This window comes from Cellvibrio sp. GW822-FHT04B05 (genome assembly GCF_058800985.1).
Genome location: NZ_JBXAMU010000007.1, coordinates 78,086 through 96,744 on the forward strand (window position 1 = coordinate 78,086; position 18,659 = coordinate 96,744).

An 18,659-nucleotide genomic window follows, 5' to 3' on the forward strand; every position below is an offset into this window, starting at 1 on the left:
TTACCCGGTTACTTCATTCGCAATAAAAATAAGATCTCGTAGAGACAAGAATGGGGCGCCAGAAGGGAAACTAGTGGAGACAATTATGCAAACCATCACCTTGGGCCGGATGCTATTCCTGCTCTGTTCGCTGTTTATCAGTCACAATCTCTTTGCTCAAACAAACCTCGCGTTGAACAAAACTGCTACTGCCAGTTCGGCCCTTACCCCGGCGTTGAATGCAGTCGATGGCAATGGCGGAACCCGCTGGGAATCAACGCATGGTGTTAGCCCAAGTTGGCTGAGTGTCGATCTTGGTGCCAGCTATAACCTGTCCTCTGTAGTTATCGATTGGGAGGCAGCAAACGCGGCCAATTATGAGATCCAGGGGTCAGCTAACGGGACTACCTGGAATAATATCGCCACCCGTACTGGCGGCACTTTCGGTACGCGTACTGACACGGTTGCTGTGACCGGCACCTATCGCTACGTGCGTATTTACTGCACCCAGCGCAGCACCGGCAATGGTTGGGGCTATTCACTGTGGGAGTTAAAAGTCTATGGCAGTGTGCCGGTGAGTAGTTCATCAAGCGTAGCGGCCAATACCAACATCGCCCCGGGTGCGACTGCGACCGCGAGCACCCAGTTGCAGCCCGCTGCACTGGCGATTGATAACAACGCCGGCAGTCGCTGGGAATCTGCCCATGGTATAGATCCAAGCTGGATCACTTTGGATTTCGGCTCGGCTAAAACCCTGAGTTCAGTGGTGATCGATTGGGAAGCAGCCAACGCTGCGAGCTATCAAGTGCAGGGTTCTAACAACAACTCCACTTGGGTGGATTTGGCGACTCGCACCGGCGGCCCATTTGGTGCGCGTACTGATACGCTCACAGTTAGCGGTAGCTATCGCTACCTGCGCGTTTACGCCACCCAGCGCAGTGTTACTAACCAATGGGGCTATTCGATTTTTGAATTGAAAGTCTATGGCTCCAACGGTACTCCGGCGAGCAGTTCGCCGAGCAGCGTTGCTCCCAGCAGTGTTCCTGCTTCATCAAGACCAACTGCAATTTCATCCAGCAGTGTGCCGGCCAGTTCTGCAGCAAACAGCTCAGTGGCGTTAGGCAATATAACGCCGCTCTATAACGCGAGCACGGTGCGTGAACCGGAACTGGTTATTGAGTATCCCGATCGTATAGAAACTATCTGGTCAGATCGCGGCCGTGACCGCCATGCGCGCGAACCCAAGCTTAAAAAACCGACTCCGGGGCTTTCTGAAGAAGCTATGTTAAAGGAATTGGAGGAGGGTGCTGGCTATGACCACTATCTGGCGCACTATTGGATACAGCGTACTGCAACCATCGTTATCAAAGATTATGTTGCCAAGGGCGGTGATAGAGTCGATTTCGATATGTATACCTTGACGCCGTTGGGACCAAAAGATTTACGTGTATGGTTCAGGGGCGTTAATACCGTTGCCGAGTATTACGACAATGGTTACGTAGGTTTGGTCCCGGGTGAAGTTAATCATTACCGCCGTTCTCTGGGTGGTGGTGCCGCGACTTCCAACGGCAAAATGGGCCGTCCGATTCGCATCGGTGACCGCATGGAAATTGAGGTATCCCAGTTCCTTGAGAATCCACTACCTGCGGGCAGCCGCACCAACTATTACGGCACCACCATCCTGTATATGGTCGGTGGCGGTAAAGGCGACCAACCCTACGGAATCGTTCCTTGGGAAGGCAGGCCAACCCAGGATGTCGATAACAATGGTGTTGTATTGAGATGTGCCCCGAATAACGTCGAGGTACCTTGCCCAACCATTAATGACTCATTCCCATTGCCCCAAAAGGCTTGGTTGGGCGGTCGGGTAACCCTGCCTTACCAGTATTCCAATGAGCCAATGGATCACTTCAAACAATTGGCCGGCCATACCGGTGGGGGTAATTCGATTGTCGGGGCCGGTAATGCCCAAGTGTTTATGCTGGGGCGTCGTTTGGTCCACACCAATTTCACCACCGGGCAGCACACTGAAAAAACCAATGAGAACGCCATTTTTACTGAGCAAATTGGTAAAGTTGGTCCGCGTTTCTACAACGCCAGTTGTGTGGGTTGCCATTTCAATAATGGTCGCTCCATACCAAGAGGCGTAGGTGTAACAATCAATAACCAGGCAATCAAGATCGGCAGTAACGCTGCTGGCGCACCTCATGCACTTTACGGCAGCTCATTACAGCCCTTCAGCACGACTGGTGGTTCAGGTGTTGGTGAAGCCCAGGCTCAACTAGCTGGATTTGTGCCGGCACCTAACTATGCCGACGGCACTCCAAACCCGTTGACTAAACCTCGCTATAACTTCGTCAACGGCACTGCACCTGAGTTCTTCTCTGTACGTAACAGCCCTGCATTTGTCGGTATGGGCTTGCTGGATGCCGTGCCCGAGGCAGACATTATTGCTATCGCCAATGCTAACAATGGCCCCGGTATTAGTGGCCGCGTGCAAACCGTTATTGATCCGGTAACTGGCCAGACCCGTTTGGGGCGTTTCGGATGGAAGGCATCATCGCCTTCATTGAAGCACCAGATCGCCTCGGCATTGAATATTGAAATGGGTATTACCACGTCAATATTCCCGCGTCTGGACTGCGGTACCAACCAATCGGATTGCCAAACCGGCAATGAGTTAAACAACACTGACCTCGACCGCATGGTGACTTACATGGCTACCCTGGGGGTTCCTGCCCGCCGTGATCTGGAAAATGCCCAAGCTCTGCGCGGTGAAGTGGTCTTTGGTGAAACCGGCTGTAATGCGTGCCATAAAGAGACGCTAAAAACCAGCCCCTATTCACCATTGGCCGAGGTTCGCAACCAAACTATCCGTCCTTACACCGACTTACTCCTGCACGATATGGGGCCAGGTTTGGCGGACAATTTGGGTGAGGGTGTCGCATCCGGCAGCGAATGGCGTACTGCTCCGCTGTGGGGAATTGGTTTGACGGCGGATGTGAGCGGTTATCGTGAAGCGTATCTGCATGATGGTCGCGCCAAAACCCTGAACGAGGCCATCCTGTGGCATGACGGTGAAGCGGCTAATGCGCGCAAAGCCTATGTTGCAAGATCCCAGGCGGATAAGGATGCATTAATCAGGTTCCTTAAATCCCTGTAACGTTTGTTGATTGGATCACTGCTATTAAGGTGGTGGTCCAATCTGTGTTGTGTAGATCGTCATCGGCAAGATTCTAATCACGGCCGTTTGGTGTGATTTCCCTTTAACTATAACAATAGCGAAATGAGAGGATTTTATGCGTCTTAATCAATTTATCCGGCCGGGCATGAAAGCCCGGCTTTCATCCCTTATCTGTGGTTTAGCCTTTGTGGGCACAGGCGCAGTGGCTGATGTCCTGAACCCGACAATAGGCAACTTATTGTATGAAGAGCAATTTAACAGCCTCAACAGTGCTGCATGGAATGTAATTGAAGGCGATGGTTGTGCGATTGGTTTGTGCGGTTGGGGCAACCAGGAGCTGGAATATTATCGCGCGAACAACGTAACGGTTGAGAACGTCCCTTTTGAACCGGGTACCCGCGCGTTGGCGATAGAAGCAAGGCGCGAAGCCTTTGGCGGTAGGGGGTTTACCTCGGGAAAACTGGATAGCGCCAATAAAGTGCAAGTCCAATACGGGATGATCGAACTCCGTATCAGCACCCCGCGCGTCGGCGTCGGCTTGTGGCCGGCAGCCTGGATGTTGGGTACCAGCCTCGCCAGTTGGCCATCAAAAGGTGAGCTGGACATCATGGAAATGGGGCACCGTGCTTTGGGTCGGGCAGAAGCCGGTTATGGCGGCGCTGACATCAACAGCTTTGTCGGTTCCAATGCCATTTTTTACTCTCCTTCCGCCTGTGTTCCTGAAAATCCGACCTGTGCCGCCTCTACTGCCTGGCAGACTGCCAATGCCTATCTGGCGCAGACGCCTTTAGTCAATCGCTTTGTGCTTTACCGGATGTATTGGACCGAATCGCAAATCCGTTTCACCATAGTGGATAACGGGGTAGAGCGCGATATGTACCGCAACCCCATTCCCATCACCGATGACTCTTCGGAGTTCCGCGCCCCTTTCTATTTCCTGCTGAACCTCGCCGTGGGCGGTAACTTCACCGATGCAGCGACCGATGCACAAGTGACTGCGCCATTGCCCGGAAAGATGTATGTGGATTACATCCGCGTCTATCAACTGGACGGTAAAGGCGAAGTGAAGCTGGGTAACCAGGTGAGGACAGAAGCGGGTAACTACGGGGTATTTACCGACAACACTCCCACCAGCAATAAGGAAATCATTGGAACCACTGCTGATTTCTGGATCTGGAACACCGCATCCATGGCGGCAATCACTACACCACCTTATGAGGGGAGTAATGTACTGGGGCTGCGTTACACAACACCGGGCCAATGGTTCGGTGGCGGTATTGCATCGCGCCAGGCGCATGATATGAGCAAATTTGTGAATGGCGTAGTGAAGTTCCGCATTCGCATTCCTGCTAATGTCGCCTTCCGTATTGGCGTCAGCGATACCTACACCAATGCCAATTGGATCACCTTCCCGGCTAACCAAACGACTTATGGTTTAGTGCGCAATGGCAACTGGGCACAGGCCACTATTCCTGTTGCTGACTTGCGCGGATCACTGGTTGCACTGCAATCCATGGGCAGCCTGTTCCAGTTTGTGAACGTGGATGGCCAGTTGCCGACAGCCCCGTTTGATATGGCGATTGATGACATCATATGGGAATGCGGTCCGAGCCCGGCTTGCCAACCTGCCAGCTCCTCTGCAGTTAGCAGTTCGCGCTCAAGTGCAAGCAGTGTTGCGTCCAGCTCCACAGCGGCAAATACCCTGTTATCCACAGGACGCCCGGTCACGGCCAGCAGCAATTTACAACCGGCAGGCAGTGCTGTTGATGGCAATGCGGCTACCCGTTGGGAATCAGCCCATGGTGTGAGCCCAAGCTGGTTAACGGTAGATCTGGGCACGGTGAAGGCATTGTCGCAAGTGGTGATTGATTGGGAGGCAGCCAATGCGGCGAATTACACCATCCAGGGTTCAAACGACAACACCAATTGGACTACCTTGAAAACCGTAACCGGTGGCGCTTTCGGAAACCGCACCGATACCCAGGCTGTAGCGGGTAACTATCGCTATGTCCGCATTTATTGCACCCAGCGCAGTGTGGGCAACAACTGGGGCTATTCTATTTTTGAATTGAAAGTCTACGGTGCCAATGTGGCTTCCAGCTCATCCAGTGTTGCCCACAGCCAATTGAATATTGCTGCCGCAACTGCCAGCACCCAATTGACCCCGGCGGCCAATGCGATTGATAAAAACGCCGGCACCCGTTGGGAATCTGCCCATGGTATTGATCCGGGCTGGTTGACACTGGATCTTGGCAGTGTGCGCACACTGAGCAGTATTGCGATTGATTGGGAGGCGGCGAATGCGGCTAACTATTTAGTCCAATGTTCCAGCGACAACACCAATTGGACCACTATTGCTACGCGGACCGGCGGGACCTTCGGTAATCGTACCGATACCATCGCCCTGTCCAACAATAGCTGCCGCTATGTCCGTATTTATGGACAGACCCGCAGTGCGGGTAACCAGTGGGGTTATTCCATCTGGGAAGTCCGCGTTATAGGCGGTTAACAAATAGGCGGTTAATAAAAAAGCCGTTTTCAACATGAATACGGCTTTTGGATAAAACCTGTTTTCTGTTTGAACCTGTACCAATTTCCCTGATTGGTACAGGTTTTTTATGGACACACCACAATCACACTAACTCTTTATCGGTCGCAAACGACAGTGCAAAGGATTTTGGCCCCACATTAATCGCACCGGTCATGCTCATCATCGACAACATGGTTTTGACATTGTGTTGTTTGCAGAATTCGCGGAACTCAACCAGAACCGGTTCGTCTTTGATTTCTTCCAGTAAACCACCGTAACTCATCGCGATCACTTCGCTGGTCAAACCCTGCTTGATTTGTTTTTTCACGTGTACAAATAATTTTTCCAGCGCCCCTAAAAAGCCTTTGCCCGTATCAATTTTATCGGTCGCACCGCGATGCAATTGCACAATCGGGCGCAGGTTCAAGGCGCTGGCTAATTTAAAGTTGATCCAGGAAATATTGTTATCGCCCTTACGCAAATGGCGGCGCTCGCGCATGTAGGACAAATCATTCGGAATCAAATAGCCGTAAACCTGGTCGCGCATATTGTCGATTTCGCGAATGGATTTATTCAGCGGCAATTTATCCACATGGATGCGTTTTACCAATTCATACACCAGCAATGCATGACCGGTAAACATCGACATTGAATCATAGAGGCGAATGCGGAAGGGCGCGCGGCCTTCGCTGCGTTCCATCTCGCGGAATTTTGGTTCGTTTACCAATGCTGCTTCAGAGACGCGTTTGAACACATCGCTCTTTTTGCTGTTGATGGTAACGACTTGCACCAAATCATATTTCGGCAGCAAACGTTCCCTGAGGATTTCAGTCATGTCGTTGACCGACAGCGGATCGGATTGCGCCAACCCATACACATCGCGTGAATGGTTCTTGTAAAACTTCAACATGGTTTGCGGGTCGCGATAATCCATTTCCTGCCCTTTCGCGTGATTGATATAGATGGGCAGCACTTCAATGTTGTGTTGTTGGATAAATTTTGCGGGCAAATCGCAGGTTGAATCTACGGCAATACACGTCCTGGATGACATCATCTTTCTCCACTGGATTAAAGCATTGTTGGTGATGCCATCCCTGGCGAGTTGTTCCTGTCGCTCCCGCTGCTTTTTGATCGCAGCAGTTGATTTGATGGCGCCAGTATCAGGCTTGGGTCGATAAAGCAGTAGTCGCATAAATCGCTGTGAGTTGTGAGGCGTTGCGGAAGTTGTTGTGAGGCGTAGACGGCAGGCGTGTGAGCTTTGGCTTACAAGAGGAGGCGAAAATCGGCAAAACGGTTATAAAAAATAGTTAATAAACGGCGCGATTTAATCGGTGGCGGGGAGGAGCGGAAGGCAGACACTAAAACGCGCACCACCCAATTCGGAGCGATGGATACTGATGTTGCCATCATAACTGCGCACAATTTCAGCGGCGACGGCGAGGCCGATACCTTGGCCGGGAATGGTGGTATCCAGCCGTTGACCGCGTTCCAGAATCCTCTCGGTTTGATCTGCCGGAACGCCGGGGCCGTCATCTTCAATATCAATACGCAGCTGGTTTTCTTCGATGGCCGAGCGCATGCGTACATGTTTATGGCCGTATTTAAAGGCGTTTTCCAGCATATTGCCCAGCAACTCCATGACATCCTGTTCGTCACCTGCGACGGTCGAATTGGGGATGAGATCCAATTCCTGTTCCATCTGTTTATGCGCATACACTTTTTGCAGCGCGGCAAATAACCGCTGGGCGATGGGTTCAAGGCGGGTGCGGCGGAAGGTACCTTTTTGCTGGCTGGACACAGCGCGCTGCAGTTGGTAGGTCACCACCTGGTTCATACGCGCAACCTGCTCGCTGGCGATCTGCTGTAATTCGTTATCGGATTCCACGCTCTCCACCAACTTGCTCTGCAATACTGCGAGCGGCGTTTTCAAGCTGTGGGCGAGGTCGGACAAGCTGTTGCGATAGCGCTGGCGCAACGCCTGCTCGCGCGCCAATACCTGATTGAGGTTGTCGACGATTTTCTGCAATTCCTTTGGATGCTCACCGGCGATGTTGCTGGTGTCACCGCTCTGCATCGCCTTAAGCGCTTGCGCGAGTTTACCCAGCGGGCGCAATCCCCAGCGCAAGATCAATGTTTGGGCGATCAACAGGAATATCCCCGCCGCACCCAGCCAGCGCCAGAGTTGATTGCGATAGGCCTTAAGTTCAGCTTCTAATTCATCAGTGCTGTGGATGACCACAAAATGGAAGGGGGTTGGATTGCCGTTGGCGTCCTCCCAATTGACGGTGTAGCGCGCGATAAAGTGCATTTTATTCGCCAGCTCTTTTTCGCTGAACAGCATTTTTCCGGGAGTATTACTTTTGGCGATGCTTTTGTAATTGGGCGGATCACTTAATGCAGCAGAGTTTGAATGCCAGACGACCTTTTTATAATCGTCGAACACATAGCCGTAGAGGCCGGAATTGGGGTGTTCAAAATCGGCTTCGCTGAGGGTGACCGGCAGGCGTAACCCGACGATCAGCGAGTCTTTACTGATCGGCTCGGCAACGCTCATCAACAGATTGACATGGCCACGTAAACGCGAGCGCTCGGCGACCTGTAAACTATTGACGAATGCACGATCGAGGAAAAATCCGGTCAAGCCCAAAAACAACGGCAACAACAATGCTGACGCTAACAACAGGCGCGATGCGATAGACGAAAAACGGGTGCCCATCCGCGCAAAGCGGAAGCCGAGCGTTTTACTGCTTATCAAGGTTGAACCTGTAACCAAGGCCACGCTGGGTGCTGATTAAATTCAGGTTGCCGTCCGGATCGAGTTTTTTGCGCAAACGGCCGACAAATACTTCGATCACATTGCTATCGCGGTCGTAGTCCTGGGCATACAGGTGTTCGGTCAACTCGCTTTTGGAGATGTTTTTGCCCGCATGCAGAGCAAGATAAGTGAGGGTGTTGTACTCAAAACTGGTGAGTTCGACCTCGGTTTCACCGCGATGTACACGCTTGGCGTTGGTATCAATGGTGATAGGGCCGTAACGCAATACCGGTGAGGCATGGCCGCTGGCGCGGCGGAGCAGGGCATGGATGCGCGCACGCAATTCTTCCGGGTGGAATGGCTTGGTGAGATAGTCGTCCGCGCCCGCTTCCAAACCACTCACTTTGTCTTGCCAGTTGCCCCGTGCGGTCAAAATCAGGATGGGGAAGTTGCGCTCTTTGCTGCGCAGTTCGCGGATTAGCTCGGTACCGTCCAGCAGCGGCAAGCCCAAATCGATAATCGCCAGATCGTAATCGTATTCACTGCCGAGGAATAAACCTTCGCGGCCATCGGCGGCGGCATCGCATGCATACTTCTCGGTCGCCATCAGGCTGAGGATTTGTTCGCGCAGGGGTTTTTCATCTTCAACGATCAAAATACGCATAAAGCTTTCCTGGTTTTACGGTTAGTTGGTATTGACTGTTGCTGGGTTTACTGAATTTACGATGGCTTAATTGTTGAGCAGTTGACCGGTTTGCCCATCCACTTTGATTACCCGCATGCGTCCGGCATTAAGGACTTTTACGCCGTACACCACGCCATCGTCATTATGCAGGGTATTGACGCTCATGACTTGTCCGCCGACTTTATTGCGCACCAATTCAGCAGCTTCGGCGGGAGTAAACCTGGGCTCGGCTGGTGCGGGTTTGATGTTATCAGGATTGATAAGCGACTTATCGTGTGAACGGTCGGAGTTGCTGGAGGACAAACCCAAATCGCCGCCTAGTAACTCCGGTTCGGCAAATCCAGGCGGGGATAGCAAGATCAATATTGCCAACACCAGTGCTGGCAAGTGCGGGAAACCCGGACGGGTATCGAAGGTTTTTGAATACAGCATGACAAATTCCAACAAGAGGCGTTCGCGTAAAGACTAGGTCTTCACTATCGCCCGTGTTTGCGCAAAGGTCAATTTGACCCTTACGCATAGGTTCAGGAAATCACAGTTTCGGGAAATTAACGGCGACTTCTCACGTGTACAATGCGGTCGCCAGGGTGATGGCGGGTTTCAGTGTGGTAAATACGGTCGTCGTAACGATAGGTCACATCGTAACCCACCAACTGGCGTTCGTATTCGGTGCGATAGCGCGTGTGGCACACTTCGCGGTCTTCATAGCGGGTGACACGGCGATTGCTGCCACCTACATCATTACCAATAGCCGCACCAATTAAACCACCTGCTGCAGTCGCGTGGCCATTGCGTCCAACTTCATGGCCGATAGCAGCGCCAATCAAACCGCCAACGACAGTGCCTTTAAATGAATCGCCGCCGCGCTGACGTTCACTGTAAGCCACGGTTTCAACGCGACAGGAATTTATCGGAACCTCTACCGCGACCGTCCGGTAAATCGGTCTGCTCGATACCACGCGCGCATATTCGGTGTACTCGACCACCTGATAGCTGCGCTGTTCATAGTGTCTATGGCGATGGTCGCGATCAGCCAGGGCGTTGTTAGCCAGCAACAGGCTGCTGGCCAGGGTGCTGATTAATAACAGGCTTTTCATGATGAGATTCTCGCGTAGTTGACGTTGGCTCCGGAATGCTCAGGAGTGAATCCAGACTAAGCCTTTTAATCTGAACAAAAACTGAAATTGCCGCAGGCAATCTTATGCGTCCCTTCGCAAAGCGACCTTAATGAAAAAAAGCAATGTGACTTAACGAAAGAGCAAAGCGAGTTAGTGAAAGCGCAAAGCAGACAAACCATTGAAGTAGTGAAATCGCCGAAATAAAGCCCCCGATTCGTTGAATAAAGCTGCCGGCGGCCCCAAAAATGGGCGCAATTCGGGTTATAATCGCGGCCATTTTTTCTGAATTGTCTGCAACAGGTTGTTTCATGTCTGAATTGAATGTCAAAGAGTACATGGCCGAGCTTGGCCGCAAAGCGCGCACGGCTTCCCGGGTGATTGCTGCCGCACCCACCGCATTGAAAAACAAGGCATTGTCGGCGATTGCCGACGAGTTGGATAAATCGCGTATTACACTGGTGGCCGAGAACCAAAAAGATTTGGCGGCCGGTAAAGCCAATGGCCTTGATGCCGCTATGCTCGACCGCCTGGCAGTAAAGCCATCGACCATTGACGGCATGATTGAAGGTTTGCGCCAGGTTGCAGCGCTGGCAGATCCTTGCGGAGAAATTACCGGTATGAGCTATCGCCCGAGCGGAATCCAGGTAGGCAAAATGCGCGTGCCTTTGGGGGTGGTGGGTATTATTTATGAATCCCGTCCCAATGTGACTATCGATGCGGCGAGCTTGTGTTTGAAATCCGGCAACGCGGCGATTTTGCGTGGCGGCAGTGAAGCGATTCACTCCAATCGCGCCATCGCTGCCTGTTTGCAAGCGGGATTAAAAGCGGCCGGTTTGCCTGCTGAAGTGGTGCAGGTGGTGGAGACAACTGACCGTGTTGCCGTGGGCGAATTGATTACCATGCCGCAATTTGTAGATGTGATCGTACCGCGCGGCGGCAAGGGGTTGATCGAGCGCATCAGCAACGATGCCAAAGTACCGGTGATCAAACACCTCGATGGTATTTGCCACGTGTATATCGACGATAAAGCCGATCTTGACAAAGCATTCACCATATCGATGAACGCCAAAACCCATCGCTACGGTGTGTGCAATGCAATGGAAACCTTGCTGGTGCATGAACAAGTGGCTACGCAAATCCTGCCGCGTCTCGCTGCTGCTTACGCTGAAAAAGGTGTCGAGCTGCGTGGCGATGAAAAAACCCGCGACCTGATCAGTGCCAATGTAGCAACCGAAGAAGACTGGGCGACCGAATATCTCGCGCCGATTTTATCGATCAAAATTGTCTCTGGTTTGGATGAAGCCATCGCGCATATCAACCAATACAGTTCGCAGCACACCGATGCCATCGTAAGCGAAGACTATACCCGCGCGCGTCGTTTTATCACTGAAGTGGATTCCGCTTCGGTGATGGTCAATGCCTCCACCCGTTTTGCCGATGGCTTTGAATACGGTTTGGGTGCCGAGATCGGTATCTCCACCGACAAAATCCACGCGCGCGGCCCGGTTGGCCTTGAAGGCCTGACCTCGCAAAAATGGGTTGTGTTTGGCGATGGGCATATTCGTGCCTAGCTTCCTCCCCGCCTCCTTCTTGAAGGGGAGGTATGTTGGCTTTGCCTCCCTATGGGACAGCAGTATTTGCTCCTCCCCATTGCAACAGGGGAGTAGGGCGCCCGGCCAGGGTGGGGGTTACTGCTCATGCGCAAATGCATAGGGTTTTTCGGCGGTACCTTTGATCCGATTCATTTTGGGCATTTGCGCCTTGCGCTTGAGTTAAAACAGCAACTGGCATTGGATGAAATGCATCTTTTGCCCTGCTACATACCGCCACATCGCGCGTCGCCCAGTGTGGATGCGCAGCAGCGGTTAACGATGTTGCAGTTGGCGCTCGCTGATAGCACCGAGTTGCACTGGGATGCACGCGAACTGCAGCGGAAAAAACTTTCCTACACTTATGACACCCTGAGCGAGTTGCGCGCGGAACTCGGTGCGGATGTGAGCGTGAGTTGGTGTATGGGAATGGACAGTTTTGCCGGGCTGGATAGCTGGCATCGCTGGCAGGAATTAATCGGGCTTGCGCATTTGGTGGTAGTCGCGCGCCCTGGTTGGGAGCAGCCGGTGACTGGGCCGATTGCGGATGTGGTTGCACAGCATTGCGCTAATGCGGATGCAATCCACACATCAGCCGCCGGTAAACTGGTGATACTGGAGCAGCGTCTGTTGCCGATTTCTGCCACCGAAATCCGTGCGCAAATCCGCGCGGATGAATCACCGCAATTTTTACTGCCTGATGCGGTGTGGAGTTACATCCGCGCACAGGGTTTGTATCGCTAACGCGATAAATAATGTTTAATTTTTTGATTTATTAATAGGTAACTGAATGTCTGATTTAAACCAAGCGATCATTAACGCCCTTGAAAACCTCAAAGGTAAAAACATAGTGACGCTCGATGTGCATGAGCTAACCGATGTAATGGATACCCTGATTATCGCCAGCGGTACCTCCAGCCGTCATTCGCGCTCACTCGCTGAAAACCTGGTCGAAGAAACCAAAAAAGCCGGCTTCCGTGCCTTGGGTGTTGAAGGCCTGGATGCCGGTGATTGGGTGCTGGTCGACTACGGCGATACCGTTGTACACGTGATGCAACAGGAAACCCGCGATTATTACGAGTTGGAAAAACTCTGGTCGATGAAACCTGCCAGCCGCGGATAACCAACAGTCGTGGATAAATAATTGTTATGCGTATTCGCATTATTGCTGTGGGCACCAAAATGCCCGATTGGGTTGAGCAGGGTTACGCTGAATATGCCAAGCGTATGCCGCGCGATGTCATTGTGGAAATGGTGGAGTTGCCGCTCGCCCAGCGCAGCAAAAATAGTGATATCGCCAAGGCGATGGAAAAAGAAGGCGAGGCCATGCTCGCGATGATTGAAAAGGGCGGTAAAGACGAACAAGTTATCGCCCTTGAGGTCAAAGGCAAACCCTGGAGCACAGGGCAGCTCGCCGAAAATCTCGCGGGCTGGAAAATGAGCGGTTCGAATTACTCATTATTGATTGGTGGTCCCGATGGTTTGGCACCGGCGTGTCTTGCGCTGGCATCGGTAAAATGGTCGCTCTCGCCACTCACATTACCGCATCCATTGGTGCGGATTTTGGTGATTGAACAGTTGTATCGTGCCTGTACGATTTTGCAAAACCATCCTTACCACAAATAATTTATCACCATAAAAACACACAACAACATCAACCCTGATTGACTAAGAATTTCCGGCCCGAGCATGCAAGAAACCCAACAGTTCAAGGATCACCAGCGCGAAGCAAAATTATTTCGCAATCGCGTGGTGGTGATGGCGATATTCATGCTCGGGTTGGTGTCCACGCTGCTCTTCCGCTATTACGATTTGCAAATAGTGAATTACCAGGAGTATGCGACCCAATCGGACCGCAACCGTGTACACGTACAGCCCATTCCGCCCACGCGCGGTTTGATTTTCGACCGCAATAATGAACTGCTGGCGGATAACAAACCCAGCTTTACGCTCTCGGTAGTTAGCTCAAGTGCAGAAGAGCTGAATACTACGGTCGATATGCTCAGGACCTTGATTGAAATCACTCCATCTGATTTGGATAAATTTTACCGGGCGCAAAAGCAGCGCCGCCATAAGCTCGATCCGGTTCCCCTGCGTTATCGCCTGACGGAAGATGAAATTGCCCGCCTCGCGGTAAACCAGCATTTACTCGAAGGCGTGGAAGTTAATGCGGAGTTGGTGCGCAATTATCCTCATGCGGATATTTTTGCCCATGTGATCGGCTACACGGGGCGCATTAGTGAAAGAGATGTGGATACATTTACGCCCGAGCAAACACAACGTTATTCCGGTACCCATGCGATCGGTAAAAGCGGAATAGAAGCGAGCTATGAGAGCGTCTTGCTAGGTACGGTGGGAAGCCAAAACGTCGAGACCAATGCGCGCGGTCGGGTCATGCGGGTATTGGATCGCATCGATCCCAAGCAGGGTAATGATCTGCGCCTGCATCTGGATGCGCGCTTGCAGGAAACGGCAGTAGCGGTGATGCGCGGCCGTCGCGGTGCAGTAGTGGCAATTGATATCAAAACCGGCGGTGTGCTCGCCGCAGTGAGTTATCCGGGCTTTGACCCCAATTTATTTGTGACCGGCATCAGCTATACCGATTACAAAGCGCTGAATGAAGATATAGATACCCCGCTGTTTAACCGCTTCTTGCAGGCACAATATCCGCCTGGATCCACCATAAAACCGGTGATTGGCCTGGCCGGTTTAGCCAGTGGTTTTACCGATGTTCATCGCACCATTGCAGATCGCGGGGTGTTCACCCTTCCCGGCAGCTCGCGCATCTGGCGTGACTGGATTTTAAAGACCACCGGTGGTGGTCATGGACAAGTAGACCTCAAAGCGGCCATTTCGCAATCCTGTGACACCTATTTTTGGGATTTGGGGGTGCGCATGGGCATCGACAATATGAGCGAATTTGGCAAGCAATTCGGCTTGGGCCAACTGACCGGGATTGATATTCCCAGTGAGCGCAAAGGCATCTGGCCATCGCGTGAATGGAAACGTGCCACCAAGGGTCAGGCCTGGTATCCGGGTGATACGGTCAATATGTCCATTGGCCAAGGGTTTGTATTGACGACTCCGTTGCAGTTGGCAGTTATGGCGTCGACTATCGCCAATCGTGGTGTGCGCTACCGACCGCAATTTATCCAGAAAATCGGCGATCAGGTACACGAGCCTATTATTGAAGAGACGATTGAAACCAAACCCGAATACTGGAAGGCTATTTTCGAGGGCATGGCGGAAGTGATGCACGGTACGCGCGGAACTGCGCGTCGTGCCGCCGAGCGCTCCGAATATCAGATGGCGGGTAAATCGGGTACCGCCCAAGTAGTCGCGATTGCACAAAATGCCAAATATGATTCTGCCGCACTCAAAGAGCGGCACCGCGACCACGCGCTTTTTGTCGCATTTGCACCGCTTGAAAATCCGCAGATCGCGGTGGCCGTGATGTTGGAGAATGCCGAAGGTGGTTCCAGCCAGGCCGCGCCGGTTGCGCGTTGGATGATGGATGCCCATCTACTGGGTTACTACCTCAAGGCAGATGAATTCGTACCGCCGCTTGGCTTCCACCACGCCGCTATTATCAAACGCGCCAACGCCTATATCACTGAACGTAACGCAGCGCGGGAAGCCAAAGCTGCCAGTGGCGCAATACCGGCCACTACTTCTTTTGCGCCGCAGGTTCCCAACCAATGAGTAGACAAGATTTCTTACGACGCATGCCGGAAGCGTCCAGTGCTTTTAGCCGCCGCGCGCGCCTCGCCGAGCGGCTGCATATCGATTTTTACTTGCTGTTGCCACTGCTGTTGTTAACGGTGATCGGCCTTACCGTACTCTACAGCGCCAGCGGCCATAATCTGCCAAGCGTGGAAAAGCAGGGCACGTTTTTTATGATCGCCTACGTCACTATGGCAATAGTCGCGCAGATTCCGGTGGATTTGATGCGGCGCATGGCGCCCTTCGCTTACGTGGGTGGTATTTTCCTGCTGCTGGCAGTAACGATTTTTGGCGATATCTCCATGGGTGCCCAGCGCTGGCTGCAACTCGGCAGCTTTCGCTTCCAACCCTCCGAGATTATGAAACTGGCGATGCCGATTACTATTGCCGCCTACTTGGGGCGAGGCTTCTTACCACCGCGCTTTAAGCAGGTGATGGTTGTCCTGGGGTTGATCGGTTTGCCCACAGCATTAATTATCGAACAACCGGATTTGGGTACCTCCATCCTGGTGGCGACTTCGGGCATCATGGTGCTGTTTTTTTCCGGTTTGTTGTGGCGTTACATCGCTGTTGCTGCGGTGTTGTTCGGGGCAAGCCTTTGGCCTATCTGGCATTTTATGTTGCACGATTACCAGCGCCAGCGCGTGTTGACCATGCTCGATCCAACGCAAGATCCACTCGGCACCGGCTGGAATATTATCCAGTCCAAAACTGCCATCGGCTCGGGCGGTTTGTCGGGCAAAGGTTGGATGGAAGGCACCCAATCGCGCCTGGATTTTTTGCCGGAAGGGCACACGGATTTTATTATCGCGGTAATGTCTGAAGAATTCGGTCTGCTCGGTGTAATGATGTTGTTGGCCATTTACGCGATGGTTATCGTGCGCGGTTTGATGATCGCAATGAATTCGCAAAACAGTTTTGGCCGCTTGCTCGCGGCCAGTATCAGCGCCACATTTTTTGTTTATGTATTTGTAAATATGGGTATGGTATCGGGCATGTTACCCGTGGTGGGAGTACCCTTGCCGCTGATCAGTCAGGGCGGTACCGCGATTGTCGCGCTCTTCGCCGGTTTTGGCATTTTAATGGCCATCTCCACCGAGAAAAAACGAGTCATGACTCCCCAGTCGTAAAGAGGTTGTATGTTGTCTTTTGGTCATCGTGTTTGCAAAAATTGTTTAGGTTTATTGGCGGGTGTAAGTCTTAGTCTCGGCGCTGGTGCAGATTACAGCAAGCATCCACTGGCGCCGGCGTTTGTTGATGAAATGGTGCAACAGCACGGTTTTACCGCAAAAGAAATTAACCATTGGCTGAGCAAGGCGCAAAAGCGCCAACCGATTCTGGATTCAATTGCGCGTCCGGCGGAAAAATCCAAAACCTGGAAAGAATATCGCCCGATTTTTATTGTCCCTATGCGCGTCACCAATGGTGTTAGCTTTTGGCATGAGCATAGCGTAGCCCTCGCGCGTGCCGAAAAAGAATACGGTGTGCCGGCTGAAATTATTGTATCGATCATCGGTGTGGAAACCAATTACGGTAAAAATACCGGCAGTTGGTATGTTATCGATGCGCTCACTACGCTTGCATTTGATTATCCGCCGCGCGCGCCGTTTTTTCGTTCCGAGCTGGTTAATTATTTCATCCTGACGCGCGAGCAAAAGCACGATCCGCTCGAATTCAAAGGCTCTTACGCGGGTGCAATGGGTTACGGTCAATTTATGCCATCCAGCTACCGCAATTTTGCCGTCGATTTTAATGGCGATGGTTTTACCGATATCTGGAAAAGCCCGACTGATGCTATTGGAAGCGTTGCCAATTATTTTAAAAAGCACGGTTGGCAATCAGGCAAGTCCGTTGTAGTTCCGGCAAAGTTGACGCGCTCACGCGACCAGCTTTTGACTAATGATGAATTCAATAAAGTAGTGCCACCGCATCTCAATGTCAGCAATTGGAAAAAAGCGGGCATTGCGCCGCGTACCCGGCTTGCCAGCGATTTTCCCGCGATAGCGCTTGAGTTCGAGGGTGTTAATGGTTTGGAATATTGGTTCGGATTGCAAAATTTTTATACCATCACCCGCTATAACCGCAGTCCTATGTATGCGATGGCAGTTTACGATTTGAGTCTGGAAATTAAAAAAGCCAAGATAGCATCCGATAAAAAACTGGCAGGAGCAAAACCATAATGCGAATGTTGTCCGGATACGGTGGTGCAGCCTTAACGCAAAAAACCAGCTTCCTCGCGTTGTTGATCTTATGCATGCTGGTCGCCGCCTGTTCTGGCAATAAATCAAAACCGGCCAAACCTGCAGCAGGCCCCTACAATCCCAATGACGGTCGCTATGCGCACGATAAGGATTTTGGTCCGGATGAAGATATTGATCTCTCGCATATTCCCGATGCTGTACCGCGTTATGAAACGCGCACACGCGCCGGCAATAAAAATCCTTACACGGTGCTCGGTAAAACCTATCACCTGATTGAAGATGAAAGTGCCTATCGCGAGCGCGGCAATGCCTCTTGGTACGGTAAAAAATTCAACGGTTATAACACTTCAAATGGCGAACGCTACGATATGTATGCCATGACCGGTGCGCACAAAACCCTGCCAATTCCCTCTTATGTGCGCGTGACCAATCTGGATAACGGCAAGAGTGTGGTGGTACGCATTAATGATCGCGGCCCATTCCATCAGGGGCGTATTATTGATTTGAGTTACGCCGCTGCCCAGCGTATCGGTATCCATAAAACCGGTACTGGCAGGGTTGAAGTAGAAATTGCAGTACCGGGTGATGCAACACCTATCCCGCGTCGCGTCGATACCAGCATTCCCAAACAAATTGAATCTGCGTTACCTGCCGGCACTTTTTTACAAGTGGGCGCATTTGGCAACAAAGATTCCGCACAACAATTTGCCGCCAGTATCGGTACCAAATTGACCTATCCGGTTGCAATCAGTTCAGCAACACAACCCAGGCAAGTTCATCGCGTGCGCGTCGGTCCGTTCAAAGATGCAAAAAGTTTGCAGGATGCACGCGATCAATTAGCCAAAATTAAAGTATTTCAAGCGCATGTGGTGTATCAGTAATTGCTTGAGCGATA

General features: G+C 51.9%; 15 protein-coding genes. 10 read left to right on the forward strand and 5 right to left on the reverse strand.

Annotated elements, in window-relative coordinates:
• The first annotated feature begins 85 nt into the window (after positions 1-85).
• On the forward strand, positions 86-3,142 hold the full coding sequence (locus tag AC1RJL_RS19295; protein WP_492917077.1) for a di-heme oxidoredictase family protein: 3,057 nt from the start codon (positions 86-88) through the stop codon (positions 3,140-3,142).
• Positions 3,143-3,278: 136 nt separating this feature from the next.
• Complete coding sequence (locus tag AC1RJL_RS19300) at positions 3,279-5,672, forward strand: discoidin domain-containing protein (RefSeq protein WP_492917079.1); 2,394 nt, start codon at positions 3,279-3,281, stop codon at positions 5,670-5,672.
• Positions 5,673-5,796: 124 nt separating this feature from the next.
• On the opposite strand, the gene AC1RJL_RS19305 is transcribed toward AC1RJL_RS19300, so the two are convergent.
• The 5 genes from AC1RJL_RS19305 to AC1RJL_RS19325 all read right to left on the reverse strand — a co-directional run bounded on the left by AC1RJL_RS19305 (position 5,797) and on the right by AC1RJL_RS19325 (position 10,230).
• Positions 5,797-6,885: a DegV family protein gene (locus AC1RJL_RS19305; RefSeq protein WP_492917081.1), complete on the reverse strand. Its 1,089-nt coding sequence runs from the start codon at positions 6,883-6,885 to the stop codon at positions 5,797-5,799.
• Between the two features lie 132 nt (positions 6,886-7,017).
• A complete protein-coding gene (locus tag AC1RJL_RS19310; RefSeq protein ID WP_492917083.1) occupies positions 7,018-8,448 on the reverse strand; it encodes an ATP-binding protein in 1,431 nt (476 codons plus the stop codon).
• Entirely contained in the window at positions 8,435-9,112 is a 678-nt protein-coding gene (locus AC1RJL_RS19315; RefSeq protein WP_492917085.1) for a response regulator transcription factor, read from the reverse strand. The genes AC1RJL_RS19310 and AC1RJL_RS19315 overlap by 14 nt, the downstream gene beginning before the upstream one ends.
• 66 nt (positions 9,113-9,178) lie before the next feature.
• On the reverse strand, positions 9,179-9,565 hold the full coding sequence (locus tag AC1RJL_RS19320) for a PepSY domain-containing protein (RefSeq protein ID WP_492917087.1): 387 nt from the start codon (positions 9,563-9,565) through the stop codon (positions 9,179-9,181).
• Between the two features lie 116 nt (positions 9,566-9,681).
• On the reverse strand, positions 9,682-10,230 hold the full coding sequence (locus AC1RJL_RS19325; RefSeq protein WP_492917089.1) for a glycine zipper 2TM domain-containing protein: 549 nt from the start codon (positions 10,228-10,230) through the stop codon (positions 9,682-9,684).
• Positions 10,231-10,568: 338 nt separating this feature from the next.
• On the opposite strand from AC1RJL_RS19325, the gene AC1RJL_RS19330 reads away from it, so the two are divergent.
• The 8 genes from AC1RJL_RS19330 to AC1RJL_RS19365 all read left to right on the forward strand — a co-directional run bounded on the left by AC1RJL_RS19330 (position 10,569) and on the right by AC1RJL_RS19365 (position 18,645).
• Positions 10,569-11,822, forward strand: coding sequence for a glutamate-5-semialdehyde dehydrogenase (locus AC1RJL_RS19330; protein WP_492917250.1), 1,254 nt, complete (start codon positions 10,569-10,571; stop codon positions 11,820-11,822).
• A 126-nt stretch (positions 11,823-11,948) separates the two neighbouring features.
• Entirely contained in the window at positions 11,949-12,584 is a 636-nt protein-coding gene (nadD, locus tag AC1RJL_RS19335) for a nicotinate-nucleotide adenylyltransferase (RefSeq protein WP_492917091.1), read from the forward strand.
• A 46-nt stretch (positions 12,585-12,630) separates the two neighbouring features.
• A complete protein-coding gene (rsfS, locus tag AC1RJL_RS19340; RefSeq protein ID WP_492917093.1) occupies positions 12,631-12,963 on the forward strand; it encodes a ribosome silencing factor in 333 nt (110 codons plus the stop codon).
• A gap of 26 nt (positions 12,964-12,989) precedes the next feature.
• On the forward strand, positions 12,990-13,466 hold the full coding sequence (rlmH, locus tag AC1RJL_RS19345) for a 23S rRNA (pseudouridine(1915)-N(3))-methyltransferase RlmH (protein ID WP_492917095.1): 477 nt from the start codon (positions 12,990-12,992) through the stop codon (positions 13,464-13,466).
• A 63-nt stretch (positions 13,467-13,529) separates the two neighbouring features.
• Positions 13,530-15,542: a penicillin-binding protein 2 gene (mrdA, locus tag AC1RJL_RS19350; protein WP_492917097.1), complete on the forward strand. Its 2,013-nt coding sequence runs from the start codon at positions 13,530-13,532 to the stop codon at positions 15,540-15,542.
• A complete protein-coding gene (rodA, locus tag AC1RJL_RS19355) occupies positions 15,539-16,693 on the forward strand; it encodes a rod shape-determining protein RodA (RefSeq protein ID WP_492917099.1) in 1,155 nt (384 codons plus the stop codon). The genes mrdA and rodA overlap by 4 nt, the downstream gene beginning before the upstream one ends.
• Positions 16,694-16,702: 9 nt before the next feature.
• Complete coding sequence (mltB, locus tag AC1RJL_RS19360) at positions 16,703-17,743, forward strand: lytic murein transglycosylase B (RefSeq protein WP_492917101.1); 1,041 nt, start codon at positions 16,703-16,705, stop codon at positions 17,741-17,743.
• The gene (locus AC1RJL_RS19365) at positions 17,743-18,645 is read left to right on the forward strand and encodes a septal ring lytic transglycosylase RlpA family protein (protein ID WP_492917103.1); all 903 of its coding nucleotides are present in this window, start codon (positions 17,743-17,745) and stop codon (positions 18,643-18,645) included. Before mltB ends, AC1RJL_RS19365 begins: the two co-directional genes overlap by 1 nt.
• Positions 18,646-18,659 lie beyond the last annotated feature (14 nt).